The 15,212-nt window shown below is 66.0% G+C and carries 11 protein-coding genes and 1 riboswitch; of the genes, 9 read left to right on the forward strand and 2 right to left on the reverse strand.

The features are described from left to right. Positions 1 to 474: 474 nt before the first annotated feature. A complete protein-coding gene (locus LQG66_RS21985) occupies positions 475 to 852 on the forward strand; it encodes a hypothetical protein (RefSeq protein WP_231317771.1) in 378 nt (125 codons plus the stop codon). Between the two features lie 12 nt (positions 853 to 864). On the opposite strand, the gene LQG66_RS21990 is transcribed toward LQG66_RS21985, so the two are convergent. Then, on the reverse strand, positions 865 to 2,052 hold the full coding sequence (locus LQG66_RS21990; RefSeq protein ID WP_231317772.1) for a DNA topoisomerase IB: 1,188 nt from the start codon (positions 2,050 to 2,052) through the stop codon (positions 865 to 867). Positions 2,053 to 2,434: 382 nt separating this feature from the next. On the opposite strand from LQG66_RS21990, the gene acs reads away from it, so the two are divergent. The 6 genes from acs (at position 2,435) to cysC (ending at position 11,289) form a co-directional block, all read left to right on the forward strand. Next, complete coding sequence (gene acs / locus LQG66_RS21995) at positions 2,435 to 4,387, forward strand: acetate--CoA ligase (protein ID WP_231317773.1); 1,953 nt, start codon at positions 2,435 to 2,437, stop codon at positions 4,385 to 4,387. 170 nt (positions 4,388 to 4,557) lie between these two features. Beyond that, a complete protein-coding gene (locus LQG66_RS22000; protein ID WP_231327888.1) occupies positions 4,558 to 5,094 on the forward strand; it encodes a L,D-transpeptidase in 537 nt (178 codons plus the stop codon). A 153-nt stretch (positions 5,095 to 5,247) separates the two neighbouring features. Continuing rightward, positions 5,248 to 7,278 carry a methyl-accepting chemotaxis protein gene (locus LQG66_RS22005; RefSeq protein ID WP_231317774.1) on the forward strand — a complete coding sequence of 677 codons (2,031 nt, stop codon included), beginning with the start codon at positions 5,248 to 5,250 and terminating at the stop codon, positions 7,276 to 7,278. A gap of 119 nt (positions 7,279 to 7,397) precedes the next feature. Then, positions 7,398 to 8,417 (forward strand): sulfotransferase family protein, encoded by a 1,020-nt coding sequence (locus tag LQG66_RS22010; RefSeq protein WP_231317775.1) that lies wholly within the window; start codon positions 7,398 to 7,400, stop codon positions 8,415 to 8,417. Between the two features lie 47 nt (positions 8,418 to 8,464). Then, a complete protein-coding gene (gene cysD / locus LQG66_RS22015) occupies positions 8,465 to 9,382 on the forward strand; it encodes a sulfate adenylyltransferase subunit CysD (protein WP_231327889.1) in 918 nt (305 codons plus the stop codon). Then, positions 9,382 to 11,289 carry an adenylyl-sulfate kinase gene (gene cysC, locus LQG66_RS22020; protein WP_231317776.1) on the forward strand — a complete coding sequence of 636 codons (1,908 nt, stop codon included), beginning with the start codon at positions 9,382 to 9,384 and terminating at the stop codon, positions 11,287 to 11,289. The genes cysD and cysC overlap by 1 nt, the downstream gene beginning before the upstream one ends. Before the next feature lie 28 nt (positions 11,290 to 11,317). On the opposite strand, the gene LQG66_RS22025 is transcribed toward cysC, so the two are convergent. Beyond that, positions 11,318 to 11,560: a DUF1674 domain-containing protein gene (locus LQG66_RS22025; protein WP_231317777.1), complete on the reverse strand. Its 243-nt coding sequence runs from the start codon at positions 11,558 to 11,560 to the stop codon at positions 11,318 to 11,320. Positions 11,561 to 11,755: 195 nt separating this feature from the next. Between LQG66_RS22025 and LQG66_RS22030 the strand changes: the two genes are divergently transcribed. After that, positions 11,756 to 13,105, forward strand: coding sequence for an RsmB/NOP family class I SAM-dependent RNA methyltransferase (locus tag LQG66_RS22030; protein ID WP_231317778.1), 1,350 nt, complete (start codon positions 11,756 to 11,758; stop codon positions 13,103 to 13,105). Between the two features lie 269 nt (positions 13,106 to 13,374). Next, positions 13,375 to 15,066, forward strand: a complete 1,692-nt coding sequence (locus LQG66_RS22035; RefSeq protein WP_231317779.1) for a heparinase II/III family protein — start codon at positions 13,375 to 13,377, stop codon at positions 15,064 to 15,066. A gap of 56 nt (positions 15,067 to 15,122) precedes the next feature. After that, a riboswitch (ZMP/ZTP riboswitch) is annotated at positions 15,123 to 15,203 on the forward strand. Positions 15,204 to 15,212: the final 9 nt, after the last annotated feature.

A 15,212-nucleotide genomic window follows, 5' to 3' on the forward strand; every position in this document is an offset into this window, starting at 1 on the left:
TGAAGGTGGCGGCAGAGCCGCGTGATCAGTTCGACTGCGACATCGATGCGATGCTGAACGTCTGTTCTTGCGTCGTGTCGAGCCAAGCTACGCCACCTGGGGGAAGCGAGTTTCGCGGCATAATTTAACGTGATCCGTGAAACCAAGGGACATCGAGATCGTCTCGCGCCGACTCATTGAACGAGATGCCGCGCGCCGCAATGCCGCAGCTCGCTGCGGACATCGCCGTCGTGTCGGTCATTGGCCGATGCCGGCCTGCGATGCGCATTACCTTCCGCCATTAACTACAATCCGAGTCGAGCTCGGCAGAAGCTGCCGAAAATCTTGCGAGTAAGACTTTCTTAAGGTTGACTGGTGACCGCGCACGGAATGCAGGAAGGGGATGTCCTGCTTCGTCCGGAGCCTTCGGCGGGGGTTTCCACATTGAACAGAACGATCTGGATTGCGGGGCTCTGCCTCGTGATAATCTGCTGCTTGCTTGCAACGAAGATGGTGCTGGCCGCGGTGTCGCCTACCGGCGACATGACGGACGAGACTACGGCCTCGCTGATCCATGCACAGATTCCCGGGGTTGATACGTTGAGCGATGCCGACCGCGGCGTCGACATGTCGCTGGTCGATCTCGACGAGGGCGTCCGCCTGCCGCTGGTATCGAAAGCCGTGCGCGCCACCGGCCGCAATACGGCGGCCGGCCTGCGCCATCCGCACCCGACCGACCGCACCAGGGCGGTGCTGCGGCCGGCCAGGCGCAATGGCGAGCCGGTCAAGAGCGCGGCTGTTTCGTGCCGCCAGCTCGATCCAATCGCGCGCTTTCTGGCGTCGGCCAAGATCGGTCCGCGCTGCCAAGCCTGATCGGATTCAGCTTTACGCCGCAGCGGCCATCACGACCTGGGCCAGGAGCTGCTCGCGCCGCGTTTGCGAACGCTGGCCCTTCATGGTCGCAGCGAAGCGTTCGAGAATGCCATCCTCGAACGCGGTGACGATGGTGTCGTGCACGTAGCTCCGGCGGCAGATCGCCGGCGTGTTGGCGAGCTCGTCGGCCGCGGCGCGCACCGCGTCCAGCACCTGCTTCTTGCGGCCGCGCGCGCTCGGCGCCGGCGTGATCCGCGACAGCGTTTCCAGCGCCACGGCGGAGGCCATCAAAGTGCGGAAGTCCTTCAGCGAGATCTTGATGCCGGCGATCTCGCGCAGGAAGGCGTTCACCTGCGTGGTCGAGACCGCGCGCACCACGCCCTGCGCGTCGCGGTACTGGAACATGCGCCGGCCCGGAACGCTGCGCAGGATGCCGACGGCACGCACCAGCTTGGCGGCGCCACATTCCTTGCGCACGGCCTTGCCGCCCTTGGCCTTGAAGGTCAGAACCAGCGAATCGTCTTCAAGCGTCACGTTCGACTTCAGCAGCGTGGTGGCGCCGCGGGTGCCGTTCAGCCGGGCATAGGATTCGTTGCCGGGACGGATCGCGGTGCGCGCGATCAACTCGATGACGGCGGACAGTGCGAACTCGCGCGTCGGCTCCTCGCCGGCGAGATGCTTGGAGACGGCGCGGCGGATACGCGGCAGCGCGCCGACCAGCTTGGCGAGGCGATGCGCCTTGCTGTGCTCGCGCACCTTCTCCCAATCGGCATGGTAGCGGTATTGCAGCCGACCGGCGGCGTCGCGCCCGACCGCCTGCAGATGCGAGCTCGGGTCGACAGCGTAGCGCACCTCGCGATAGGCCGGCGGCACCGCCATCGCGTGCAGGCGGCGGATGGTGCCGACATGGCGGATCGTGGTGCCGTTGGCGCGGATGAAGGTGTAACTCTTGCCGCGCTTGATGCGGCGGATGGTCAGCTCGGTCTGGGCACCGAGCTTGAGCCCGAGCCGCGTCGCCAGATCCTCGACCGAGGTCTTGGCATTGGCTTGCGCATTGGCGGTCTTGGCGTGGGCGAGATCTTTCAAAGTGAGCTTGCGGCGCGGCGGCTTGGGCGGCCACTGGCCCAGCGCCTTCGCGAGCGCCACCTCGGGGTCGGCCGGGCCGCCCCGCGGGCTTGCGAAATTCTGCTGGTCTATCATTGCCTTAGACGCCCTGCCGTCGTGTTCATCCGCTCAATGCCCCGAAGTCCGGTTTGGTTCCGGCCGGGTTATCCACAGCTTCAAGGCGATTTAGGGCGTCATAGCCCGGATGGCGAGTCCCTAAATTTGGGCAAAACGGTTTCGAAATACCGGGAAGGGTACCGATTCGGAGTAACCTTGACGGTTCGCCGGCTTGCCGCGCACGGGCCAGATCGTGGGAGCCGCAACCTCCGCGCACAATTGTTTGATCCTGCTCAGACCGCCTCCCCGCCGAAGGTTCTACTTGTCTTGCCTTGTCGCCGCCGGTTACGCGGACGCATAGTGGAAGCAACGACGGCCTGGGACGGGGTTCATCCGCGGGCCGCATGGTGGAGGGAGTGAAATGTCCGAGAAGATCTACGACGTCCCGGCCGAGTGGACGAAGCGCGCCTTTGTCGACGACGCGAAGTACCAGGAGATGTACGCGCGCTCGATCAGGGATCCCAACGGCTTCTGGGCCGAGCAGGCCAGGCGCGTCGACTGGGTCAAGGCGCCGACCAAAATCGAGAACGTCTCATTCGCGCCCGGCCACATCTCGATCAAATGGTTCGAGGACGGCGTCCTGAACGCGGCCTATAACTGCATCGACCGCCACCTCGCCACCCGCGCAAACCAGACCGCGATCATCTGGGAAGGCGACGACCCCTCGCAGTCCAAGCACATCACCTACCGCGAGCTGCACGACGAGGTGTGCAGGATGGCCAACATCCTGCGCAACCGCAACGTCAAGAAGGGCGATCGCGTCACCATCTACCTGCCGATGATCCCGGAGGCGGCCTACGCGATGCTGGCCTGCGCCCGCATCGGCGCCATCCACTCGGTGGTGTTCGCCGGCTTCTCGCCGGATTCGCTGGCCCAGCGCATCAAGGACTGCGATTCCAAGATCGTCATCACCGCCGACGAGGGCCTGCGCGGCGGCCGCAAGGTGCCGCTGAAGGCCAATGTCGACGCGGCCCTGAACAAGGTCGACAATGTCGACTGGGTCGTGGTGGTCAAGCGCACCGGCGGCAAGATCGAGATGAACCCGACCCGCGACCTCTGGTACCACGAGGCCGCGGAGATGGTGACGACCGAGTGCCCGTGCGAGCCGATGCACGCCGAGGATCCGCTGTTCATCCTCTACACCTCGGGCTCGACCGGCCAGCCCAAGGGCGTACTGCACACCACCGGCGGCTATCTCGTCTACGCCGCGATGACCCACCAATACGTGTTCGACTATCACGAGGGCGACGTCTACTGGTGTACCGCCGACGTCGGCTGGGTCACCGGCCACAGCTACATCCTCTATGGACCGCTGGCCAACGGCGCTGTAACGCTGATGTTCGAAGGCGTGCCGAACTATCCGGACAATTCGCGGTTCTGGAACGTCATCGACAAGCACAAGGTCAACATCTTCTACACCGCGCCGACCGCGATCCGCGCGCTGATGCAGGGCGGCGACGAGCCGGTGAAGAAGACCTCGCGCGCGAGCCTGCGCCTGCTCGGCTCGGTCGGCGAACCGATCAATCCGGAAGCCTGGGAGTGGTATCACCGCGTCGTCGGCGGCGACCGCTGCCCGATCGTCGACACCTGGTGGCAGACCGAGACCGGCGGCATCCTGATCACCCCGCTGCCCGGCGCGACGAGGCTGAAGCCGGGCTCGGCAACACGGCCGTTCTTCGGCGTCGTGCCTGAAATCGTCGACGCCGACGGCGTCCCGCTCGAGGGCGAGTGCACCGGCAATCTGTGCATCACCCGCTCCTGGCCGGGCCAGATGCGCACGGTCTATGGCGACCACGCCCGCTTCGAGATGACCTACTTCTCGACCTACAAGGGCAAGTACTTCACCGGTGACGGCTGCCGGCGCGACGCCGACGGCTATTACTGGATCACCGGCCGCGTCGACGACGTCATCAACGTCTCCGGCCACCGCATGGGCACCGCCGAGGTCGAAAGCGCGCTGGTCGCGCATGCCAAGGTCTCGGAAGCCGCCGTGGTCGGCTATCCCCACGACATCAAGGGCCAGGGCATCTACGCCTATGTCACCCTGATGGCCGGGGAGCAGCCGAGCGAGGAGCTGCGCAAGGAGCTCGTCGCCTGGGTGCGCAAGGAGATCGGCCCGATCGCATCGCCCGACCAGATCCAGTTCTCCCAGGGCCTGCCCAAGACCCGCTCCGGCAAGATCATGCGCCGCATCCTGCGCAAGATCGCCGAGGACGAGCCGGGCAGCCTGGGGGATACCTCGACGCTCGCAGATCCTGGGGTCGTCGACGACCTCGTGCAGCATCGGCAGAACCGCAAGGAAAAGCAGGCTTAAAGGCAAGCCGGCCGCGTCGCGCGTTCGCCGGATTCGTCAAGGATCGTCACACTCCCGCGGCTGATTCCGCGGGAGTGTTGTTTTCAGGTTATTTACTTGGAGGTGAATTTTCCATTTCCTCAAGTCATCCGAGTGCTCACGGCGGGAGCGACGGGTGAAGGGGGATGGCGATGCGGTTTGGGGCGATCAGAACGGCAACGGCCAAGGTGGCGCTGATTGCAGTCACCGCTGTGGGCATTGCGCTTGCGACCGGCGGCACGGCATCGGCGCGGCCTGAACTGGTCGGCATCGCCGGCGACTATTCGCCGGGCACGATCGTGGTCAGGACCAGCGAGCGGAAGCTCTATCTCGTGCTCGATGGCAGCCACGCCATGCGCTACACGGTCGGCGTCGGCAAGGCCGGGCGGCAATGGGCCGGCACCACCAAGATCGACGGCAAATACAAATATCCGGCCTGGGCGCCGCCGGCCGCCGTCAAGCGCGACAAGCCCAACATCCCCGACGTGATCCCCGGCGGCTCGCCGCAGAACCCGATGGGCGTCGCGGCCATGACGCTAGCCGGCGGCGAGTATGCGATCCATGGCACCAACGTGCCGGGTTCGGTCGGCGGCTACGTATCCTACGGCTGCATCCGCATGCTCAACACCGACATCACCGATCTCTATGAGCGGGTGTCGATCGGAACCACGGTGGTGGTTACGCGCTGAGCTGCGTCAAGCTCCTGGTTTCTCGCGTGGAGCAGGAACCGACCGACCGCAGCCAACAGCAGACCCACACCCTGTAGTTGTACGGGGTAAGGCATTCACACCTTATTTATCTTGGTTGAGCCTACTACCCAACTACAACTTGGGGGGTAGTTGATGTTTGGCTTGAATTTCAGGATAGGAACCAAGCTCGGCATTACGGCCGGGATGGGCGTGGTTCTGGTGGCGGGCATGCTGGCCAACCAGATCGTCGGCAACCAATCGATCGCGGACCTGACCAGATTGGCCGTCATCAACATGGCCAACAAGTCCAATGCGCAAGGCGCCGACGCGGCGCTGCTGCGCACCCAGATCAACCAGCAGGAGATCGCCCGCGCTCCCACGCCCGAGCGGCTGCAGGCGGGCCTGCAGGCGCTGCAGACGAACCTCGCAGCCGCCGGAAACGAAGTCGATGCCGCGCGTGAGCGCGCCACCCGTGCCGTGGCACGAGACTTGTACACCGAGATTCGCCAGTACATCGACAAGGCCGCTGCTGCCGGTGCGGATTTCGCCAAGGCGCGCGCCGAGGTGCTTGCCAAGATCGCGACGCAAGGCCAAGCGTCGGACGCATGGCAGCGCAGTTTCCCCAAACTCCTGACCCTGCCGAGTCTCATTGCCTCGCCCGATCATCTCAGCATCGCGGCGGAGCTGCGCGCCGCCGATGCCGCGCTGGCGTCGGCGCGCGCGGCGAGCTGGCGCTTTGCCTCGACCGGCGAAGCGGCGCAGCGCGACATCGTGACCGGCGACGCCGACAAGCTGGTCGCCGATCTGCAAAAGGCCCGAGCTATCGCCAGTGAAAAAGACGTGCAGGCCGGCATCGACGAGCTGCTGACCATTGCGACATCGTTCAAGGCGGCAGCGCTCGACTATTTCAAGGCCGACGAAGCCAGCAGGCGCACCTTCAACGAGAAGGTCGTCGCCACCGACGAGGAAATAAGGAAGCGCCTCGGCGAGGGCGTCAAGATCGCCACCGACATGTTGGCGCTGCGACAGAGTCAGCTCGCTACAGACATGGAGCGCGTCGGCAAGGTGGCGATTCTGGTCGGCGCCCTGGTCGTCCTGATCCTGATCGGCTCGGCGGCATTCTCCTCCCTCACCATCGCCCGTCCCATCCGGCGCGTCGGCGAAGTCCTGCTCGAGCTCGCCAACGGCAACAAAACGGTCAAAATTCCCTACACCGAACGAGGGGACGAGGTCGGGGACAACGCGCGCGCGGCCCGCACCTTCAAGGACAACCTGATCCGCATCGAGCAGATGGAGCTCGATCAGAAGAACCAGGAGAAGATCGCCGCGCAGCAGCGCAAGGCGGAGATGATGAAGCTTGCGGACGCGTTCCAGACTGCCGTCGGAGGCATCGTCACAACGGTGTCGTCCGCGGCCCACCAGCTTGAGGGCGCAGCCGACACATTGTCGGGCACCGCCCACCAGACGCAGTCCTTGTCCGGCATGGTCGCCGCAGCATCGGAGGAGGCGTCGACCAATGTCGGCGCCGTTGCCTCCGCCACCGAGGAGATGAGCGCCTCCGTGACCGAGATCAGCCGCCAGGTCCACGATTCCAGCCGCATCGCCGACGAAGCCGTCAAGCAGGCCGAACGCACCGACGGCCGCATCAACGAGCTGCAGGCCGCCGCGGGGCGAATCGGCGACGTCGTCAAGCTGATCACCGCGATCGCCGAACAGACCAACCTGCTGGCGCTCAATGCCACCATCGAGGCTGCGCGCGCAGGCGAATCGGGACGCGGCTTCGCCGTCGTCGCCAGCGAGGTCAAGGCGCTCGCGGCACAGACCGCGAAGGCGACCGAGGACATCGGCACGCAGATCGCCGGGATGCAGGCAGCGACGCAGGAATCAGTTGCGGCCATCAAGGAGATCGGTGCCACGATTACCCAGATCTCCGATATCGCCACGACAATCGCCGCCACTGTCGAACAGCAAGGTGCGGCCACCCGCGAGATCGCACGCAACGTCGGCGAAGCAGCCAAGGGAACGGCCGAGGTCGCGGAGAGGATCACGGAGGTCAACCGCGGTGCCAGCGCAACCGGATCTGCATCGGCTCAGGTGCTGGACTCGGCCCGCTCGCTCACGTTCCAGAGCAGCAATCTCAAAGTGGAAGTGGAGAAATTTCTCACGACCGTGCGGGCGGCCTGACCGGTTCGGTGCGGCCGGCTCACGGTCGCACCGACACGTCATCCATGCAAGGCACCAGGATTTTTGAGCTCAAGTTTTTTGGCTGATCACCTTTTTGAAACTCATGAAGGAGCAAGCCTATGACTGTCGATATGACCTCGGCCGATTCCATTGCACGGATGGCCGACCGGATCAGGCGCGGCGACCCATCGCTCGACACCATGCCGCTGTCGCCCGTCGGCGCATTCCAAAGCAGGACCGTCACGCTCGAAACCCTGATGCGCGAGGTGACGGAGTGCCTGGCCGAGAGCTTTCGGCATCGCGCGGCGGAAGACTTCCCGATGCTCTATTTCGCGTGCGGCAAGGCCCGGGTCGGGTCGACGGCGCTGAGCAACCTGTTCGGCATGACGGGAATGCCCTCCTACTATCAACCGCTCAAGGCGATGCTGCGCGATGCGCTCGTCGGCCGGCGGTTGACGCCGTGGACGATCCCCTCTGCGACCGACAGGCCGAGCATCTTCAGCAAGGAGACGATCGGGCCCTACGTTGTTGCCGAGAGCCTGTTCAATCCACTGAAGCTGCTGATCGACGCGGGCTATCCGCGGCACCGGCTGCACCTCATCGCGCTCGACCGCGAGCCGGCGAGTGCGCTCGCGTCCTGGCTCGATAAGCTGATCTCGCGCGCCTCGGAAGGCACGTTGCTGGCGCACTATGTCATCGCCGCACTCAGCGCAGGGCGGGTTTCGGAGTACGCCAGGCAGCAAGGCGTTCCGGTCACTCACTACATCTATGAGCTCAGCAAGGAGCCGATATCGTCGATCCGCGTGCTGTTCGATCGCCTTGGGCTTTCCAGCAGCCTTGCCGAGGACGCCGTGACGTCCTGGCAGCAGCCAGGACAAGCGCAGACAACCAACGCGCGCGTCATTTTTCCCAGCGAGGCGCCCATCTACAAGGTGCCCAATCTCCATACCTCGGACAGCGCCTATCGCTACCAGTTCCGCACCACGGGTACGCTGAACGAGGTCCAGCTCGATCTCCTGGAGCGTTGTGGCGTCAATGAGGTCTACCGCGTCTCGGTCGCAGCATGCATTGCCGACCTCGAACTGAATGCGGCGACGTCGGCGCGTCTGTTTGGCGATCGTGCGGGAGTGGCCGCGTGAGCGCGCCGGGCCATCACGCAGCCGGATCTGCATCCCCGCTCTGGCCGATGGCTGAGCCGCGGCCATTGGCGCTCAGCCATCTGCGCCGGCTCGAGGCGGAGAGCATCGCCATCATGCGCGAGGTTGCGGCCGAATTTCGCAAGCCGGTCATGCTGTATTCGATCGGCAAGGATTCCTCGGTGCTTCTGCACCTCGCCATGAAGGCGTTTCACCCGGCCAAGCCTCCGTTCCCGCTGCTGCATATCGACACCACCTGGAAGTTCCGTGACATGATCGCGTTCCGGGACCAGCGGGTGCGAGAACTGGGGCTCGACCTTCTCGTGCACGCCAATCCGGAAGGGATTTCCCAGGACATCAACCCGTTCGCCCACGGCTCGGCGCTCTACACCGACGTCATGAAAACCCAGGCGCTGCGACAGGCACTGGACATCCACGGCTTCGACGCCGCCATCGGAGGCGCACGCCGCGACGAGGAGAAATCGCGCGCCAAGGAACGCATCTTCTCCCACCGCAGCGTCACCCACCGCTGGGATCCGAAGAACCAGCGGCCCGAGCTCTGGAATCTGTACAACACCTTGCTGGCGCCCGGCGAAAGCATGCGCGTTTTCCCGCTCTCGAACTGGACCGAGCTCGATGTCTGGGAATACATCCAGCTCGAAAACATACCGATCGTGCCGCTGTATTTCGCAAGCCTGCGGCCGGTGGTCGAGCGCGACGGCGCGCTCATCATGGTCGATGACGAGCGCATGCCGCTGCAGCCAGGCGAGGCACCGCAATGGCGATCGATCCGCTTCCGAACGCTCGGCTGCTACCCGCTGACTGGCGCGACGCCGTCGACCGCGTCCGATCTCTCCGCGATCGTCCGCGAGATGACGGCGTCCCGCACCTCCGAGCGACAGGGCCGTGTCATCGATCGTGACAGCGCAGCCTCGATGGAGCGCAAGAAGGTGGAGGGCTATTTCTGATGACCGTTCACCACGCGATCATCGGTCGGACGCCCGAGGCCGCCTGGACGTACGCCGAGGACAACGCCCACGACAAGCCGACCTTGCGCCTCGTCACCTGCGGCAGCGTCGACGACGGCAAGAGCACGCTGGTCGGACGGCTGCTCTATGATTCGAAGATGCTGCTCGACGACCAGCTCGACGCGCTCGCGTCGGACAGCAAGGTGGCCGGCACCGCCGGGCCGGCACTCGATTTCGCGCTGCTGGTGGACGGCCTGCAGGCCGAGCGCGAGCAAGGCATCACGATCGACGTCGCCTACCGGTTCTTTGCCACCCGACGCCGCCGCTTCGTCGTCGCCGATACGCCCGGCCATGTCCAATATACGCGCAACATGGCGACCGGCGCCTCGCATGCCGATCTCGCCGTGGTGCTGATCGACGCCCGCAAGGGCGTCGTGAGCCAGACCCGCCGCCACAGCCATATCCTCGCTCTGCTCGGCGTGCGTCACGTCCTGGTGGCCGTCAACAAGATGGATCTCGTCGGCTTCGATGCCGACCGCTTCACCACCATCTCGGTCGCATTCCGCACCATGGCCGAGCAGCTCGGCATCGCCGACGTGCAGTGCGTTCCCGTGGCGGCACGCGACGGCGACAACGTCTTCCGCACCAGCGGGCGCATGCCCTGGTACAGCGGACCGAGCGTGATGGAGCATCTCGAATCGGTCGACGTTGCCGACGGCATCGAAGGCCGGCCGTTCCGTTTCCCGGTGCAATGGGTCAACCGGCCGAATGCCGAATTTCGCGGCTTCAGCGGCCGCGTCGCCAGCGGAACGCTCCGTTGCGGTGATCCGGTGGTCGTGCATCCCTCGGGGCGCCGGAGCCGTGTCTCCGGCATCGTCACCGCCGACGGCCGGCTGCAACAGGCCATTTCAGGGCAGTCGGTGACGCTGCTGCTCGCCGATGAGGTCGATGCGAGCCGCGGCGATGTGCTCACATCCGGCACACCGCCCATGGTGGCAGACCACATCGCCGCTCATCTGATCTGGTTCGACGACGAGGCGATGCGGCCCGGCCGCCGCTATCTGCTCAAATCAGGAACTTCATCTATCGGCGCCGTGGTCTCGGCCATGAAGCATCGTGTCTGCATCGACACGATGGCGCAGGAGACCGCGCTGACGCTGGAAGCCAACGAGATCGGCTGCGTCGACCTCGTTCTCGATCGGCCGCTGGTGTGCGATGCCTATCGCGACAACCGCGATCTCGGCAGCTTCATCCTGATCGATCCGTTCAACCGGCGGACGGTGGCAGCAGGCCTGATCGATGCGCCGCTGCGCCGGCCAGCCAACATCAGCTGGCAGACGATCGACATCGACAAATCGGTGCGCGCGCGGCTGAAGCAGCAGAAGCCCTGCGTGCTCTGGCTCACCGGCCTGAGCGGCGCCGGCAAGTCGACGATCGCCAACCTGGTCGACCGGCGGCTGTGCGAGCTCGGCCGCCACACCGCGCTGCTCGACGGCGACAATCTCCGCCACGGCATCAACCGCGATCTCGGCTTCAGCCCGGAGGCGCGGGTCGAGAACATCCGCCGGGTGACCGAGATCGCCGCGTTGTTCGTCGATGCCGGCCTGATCACGCTGGTGTCCCTGATCTCGCCGTTTCGCGCGGAGCGCGAGACGGCGCGCCGCCGCTTTGCCACCGGCGAGTTCATCGAGGTCCATGTTGCAACCCCACTGGCGGCATGCGAGGCGCGGGACCCCAAGGGCCTCTACAAGCGGGCGCGCGCCGGCGAGCTATCGAACTTCACGGGGATCGACCAGCCTTATGAAGCGCCCGAAACGCCGGACATCACGATCGATGGCGCGGCCCTGTCGGCAGACGAGGCAGCCGAGCTGATCGTCCGCCATCTCCGCGAACATCATTATTTCTGACCGGAGGATCGTCTCCGACGGAGCGGCCTCAGAAATCGGAGATGATTCCCTTCTTCTCCCAGTCGCCGTAACGGGTCGGTTCGGGCCCTTTCGGCCCCTGCAACTCCTTCGGTCTTGGCTGGGCCTGCTCGGCCGCAAGCCGCCGGCGTTCCTCGGCTTCGGCCAGCGCACGTTGCGCGGCCGGCGAAAGCGGCTTGCGCGGCGCGTCGTTGCTGGCGACCACGGACAATGCGGGCTTGCTCTTGAGCTCGCTCTTGGGCTCGTTGCTCATCTTACCATTCCACCGTTGAACCGGTTCCTTCCTGACCTCATCAGATCGTGTGCGCACGAACGATGAAACAGGTCTAAAAAAAGCAGAGCCGATTCTTACATTTGGCATATTCCCGTGGCAGAGGTCCCGCAAGCTGATGGCATGCACCGGATCGTCGCGGAACTGCCTTTCTTCTTTCGCGAGTAAACTCCAGGCATGCCTCCGCCGCGATTTGCGACCCCTTCCGAAGTCCCAGGCCTTGCGGCGCGTCGAATCGCCGCCGACGTGATCGATGGGGTCCTGCACAAGCACCGCACGCTCGACGAGCAGCTCGACGGCACCGGCGCGCATCCCGGGCTGAAGCAGCTTGCCGACCGCGACCGTGCGCTGATGCGACGGCTGGTCGCGACCACCTTGCGTCGACTCGGCACGCTCGGCCACGTGCTGTCACGCCTGCTCGATCGCGGCGTTCCGACCGACGCGCCGCGCGCGCAGAGCGCGCTGCTGATCGGCGCCGCGCAGATCCTGTGGATGGACGTGCCCGATCATGCCGCCGTCGACCTTTCGGTCCGGCTGGTGCAGGCCGACCGCCGCGCCGCGAAATATGCCGGGCTGGTCAACGCCGTGCTGCGGCGCTGTGCCCGGGAGGGCACGGGCCTGCTCGACGATGCGAAGGGGCAGCCGCTCGACATCGCGCCATGGCTGCTCAAGCGCTGGATCGCCCATTATGGCGAGGCGACCGCGAAGGACATTGCGGCGGCGCTGGGCCAGGAACCCTCGCTCGATCTCACCGTCAAGTCCGATCCGGCGCAATGGGCGTCGCGGCTGCACGGCGAGGTGCTGCCGACCGGCACCGTCCGCACTCTGCTCCATGGCTCGGTGACGGTGCTGCCCGGCTTCGCCGAGGGACAATGGTGGGTGCAGGACGCTGCGGCGGCGCTCCCCGCGCGGCTGCTTGGCGACGTCGCCGGAAAGACCATCGCCGATCTTTGTGCCGCCCCGGGCGGCAAGACCGCCCAGCTCGCCCATGGCGGCGCCCACGTCACGGCGGTGGACCGGTCACAGGCCCGGATCGCCCGCTTGAAGGACAACATGACCCGGCTGCAGCTCACGGCCGAGACGGTCGTGGCCGACGCCGCCGAATGGCAGCCGGCCGAGAGCGGCTTCGATGGCATTCTGGTCGATGCACCCTGCACCTCGACCGGAACCATCCGCCGCCATCCCGACGTCGGCTGGCTGCGCAGCGAAGCCGACATCGCCGCCCTGTCGGGCCTGCAGGCGCGACTGCTGACCAGGGCAGGCGGCCTGCTCAAGCCGGGGGGAACCCTGGTGTACTGTACCTGCTCGCTCGAACCCGAGGAAGGGGAGCAGGTGGTCGAGAGCGTGCTGGCCGGCACCACCGAGCTTCGCCGCGTTCCCGTGACGGCTGGCGAGGTGGCAGGGCTGACCGAGCTCGTCACGTCAGCGGGCGATCTACGAACGTTGCCCTGCCATCTGCCGCACGCCGATCCTCGGCTCGGCGGGCTCGACGGTTTTTATGCGGCGAGACTGGAGCGGCGGCCGTGAGCGTGCCATCGTGCACGCCATGCGCCGGCCGTGCGGCCGGTAGCGGATTGAGGGCGTCCGCGTTGCGTTAGTCCGTTAAATCCCGATTTTTGCACCAGATTCTGGTCCCGCGATGGTGCTGCACCGGGGCCAAAAATGGTGTATCGGCGGCAGTTGCGATCTACTAAGGGTCCGCGACCGAATCCCCTCTCGACCTAAGGCTTGGCGTGTCCGCCGCTCAACGCAGACGCATATCGACGCTGGTATTGGGCCGCTTTGCGCGCAGCCTGATGTCCAACGTCAGCGGAGTATCGGTATCGCTGTCCGGATTGTGGCCCGGACGGGCGGACCGGCTCATCATTGCGCCACACGATCTGCGTACCTCCGATGCCACCCGCGCCGCCGAGATCTATGCCGGCCGCTTCGTCTTCGCGGGCAAGATCGTCACCTGCCACGGCCGCTCGATCTTCGACCTGGAGCCGCCCTCGGAGGACTGGGAGGTCGCGCTGCTCGGCTTCGGCTGGCTGCGTCATCTCCGCGCAGCCGACACTGCGCTGACCCGGGCCAATGCCCGCGCTCTCGTCGACGACTGGATCTCCAACCAGATCGGCCGCCATCCGCTGAGCCGCCGCGCCGACGTGCTGGCACGCCGGGTGATCTCGCTGTTGTCGCAGGCGCCGCTGGTGCTGGCCGATTCCGACGGCAAATTCTACCGCCGCTATCTGCGCGGCCTGACCCGCGAAATCCGCTACCTGCGCTACTCGACCATCGACATCCCCGATGGGGCGCCGCGGCTGCAGGTCCTGATCGCGCTGTGCTACGCGGCGCTGTGCCTGGCCAACCAGGCCAAGCACATCCGCAGCGCCAGCCGCAAACTGTCCGACGAGCTGCAGCGGCAGATCCTGCCCGATGGCGGTCACGTCTCGCGCAATCCCGGGGCACTGATCGAGCTGCTGATCGACCTCCTGCCGCTGCGGCAGACCTTCGCAGCGCGCAACATCGCGCCGCCGCCGGCGCTGCTCAACGCCATCGATCGCATGATGCCGATGCTGCGCTTCTTCCGGCACGGCGACGGCAACATGGCGCTGTTCAACGGCATGGGCGGCACGCCGTCCGACCTGCTGGCGACGCTGCTGGCCTATGACGACACTCACGGCACGCCGATGGCAAGCATGCCGCATTCCGGCTTCCAGCGCCTCGATGCCGGCCCGATGACGGTGATCGTCGACACCGGCCCGCCGCCGCCGCCGCATCTCAGCCACGAGGCGCATGCCGGCTGCCTCGCCTTCGAGATGTCCTCGGGCGCGTCTCGCATCGTGATCAATTGCGGCCTGCCGTCGACCGGCCGCGACAACTGGCGCACTTTCGCGCGCAGCACGGTGGCGCATTCGACGCTGACCTATCACAACACCTCCTCCTGCACCTTCGTCGAGATGTCGGCGATGAAGCGCCTGCTGCACGGCGCGCCGATCGTGTCGGGCCCGACCCGTGTCGAGAATTTCCGCGAGATCGTTCCGGACGGCACGGTGCTGTCGACATCGCACAACGGCTATGCCGCCAAGTTCGGCCTGATCCACCGCCGTGTCCTGGTCGCGGCCAATGACGGCTCGCGGCTCGACGGCGAGGACACCGTGACCCCGGCGCAAGGCGCACGCCTGCGCGGCGGCGGATCGGACTACGCGCTGCGCTTCCACCTGCACCCGGCAGTCAAGGCCAGCCGGCTCAGCGACGGCCGCGGCGCGATGCTGGTGCTGCCCAACCGCGAGGTCTGGACCTTCGAGACCTTCGACGACCGGGTCGATCTCGAGGACAGCGTCTTCCTCGCCGGCAATGACGGGCCGCGCCGCACGACGCAGCTGGTGATCCGCCAGGATGCGCAGCAGGCCGCGTCGATCCGCTGGAGCTTCGTGCGCTCGTCGGCCTCACCGACCGAGACCAATGCCCGCCGCAGCGCCCGGCGAGAGCCGGAGCTGCCGCTCTGATCAGCAGGGTGTGAGGGAGCTGCCCGTTGTCGCGCGGGTCGAAAGCTGGTATGAGCCGGCTCTCGCGCGACTGGCGACTTTGGATGGAGCACCATCGGGGAGCGCGGGATTGACCGCCGTGCGCCTGGGCAAATTGAACTCCTGCA

Origin of the sequence: Bradyrhizobium ontarionense (genome assembly GCF_021088345.1) — a bacterium.
Classification (GTDB): domain Bacteria; phylum Pseudomonadota; class Alphaproteobacteria; order Rhizobiales; family Xanthobacteraceae; genus Bradyrhizobium; species Bradyrhizobium ontarionense.

What these genes read in the sequence shown, in the direction of transcription:
- LQG66_RS21990 (WP_231317772.1), bottom strand. Translation starts at nt 2,052, where the DNA reads ATGATAGACCAGCAGAATTTCGCAAGCCCGCGGGGCGGCCCGGCCGAC.
- acs (WP_231317773.1), top strand. Translation starts at nt 2,435, where the DNA reads ATGTCCGAGAAGATCTACGACGTCCCGGCCGAGTGGACGAAGCGCGCC.
- LQG66_RS22000 (WP_231327888.1), top strand. Translation starts at nt 4,558, where the DNA reads ATGCGGTTTGGGGCGATCAGAACGGCAACGGCCAAGGTGGCGCTGATT.
- LQG66_RS22005 (WP_231317774.1), top strand. Translation starts at nt 5,248, where the DNA reads ATGTTTGGCTTGAATTTCAGGATAGGAACCAAGCTCGGCATTACGGCC.
- LQG66_RS22010 (WP_231317775.1), top strand. Translation starts at nt 7,398, where the DNA reads ATGACTGTCGATATGACCTCGGCCGATTCCATTGCACGGATGGCCGAC.
- cysD (WP_231327889.1), top strand. Translation starts at nt 8,465, where the DNA reads ATGGCTGAGCCGCGGCCATTGGCGCTCAGCCATCTGCGCCGGCTCGAG.
- cysC (WP_231317776.1), top strand. Translation starts at nt 9,382, where the DNA reads ATGACCGTTCACCACGCGATCATCGGTCGGACGCCCGAGGCCGCCTGG.
- LQG66_RS22025 (WP_231317777.1), bottom strand. Translation starts at nt 11,560, where the DNA reads ATGAGCAACGAGCCCAAGAGCGAGCTCAAGAGCAAGCCCGCATTGTCC.
- LQG66_RS22030 (WP_231317778.1), top strand. Translation starts at nt 11,756, where the DNA reads ATGCCTCCGCCGCGATTTGCGACCCCTTCCGAAGTCCCAGGCCTTGCG.
- LQG66_RS22035 (WP_231317779.1), top strand. Translation starts at nt 13,375, where the DNA reads ATGTCCAACGTCAGCGGAGTATCGGTATCGCTGTCCGGATTGTGGCCC.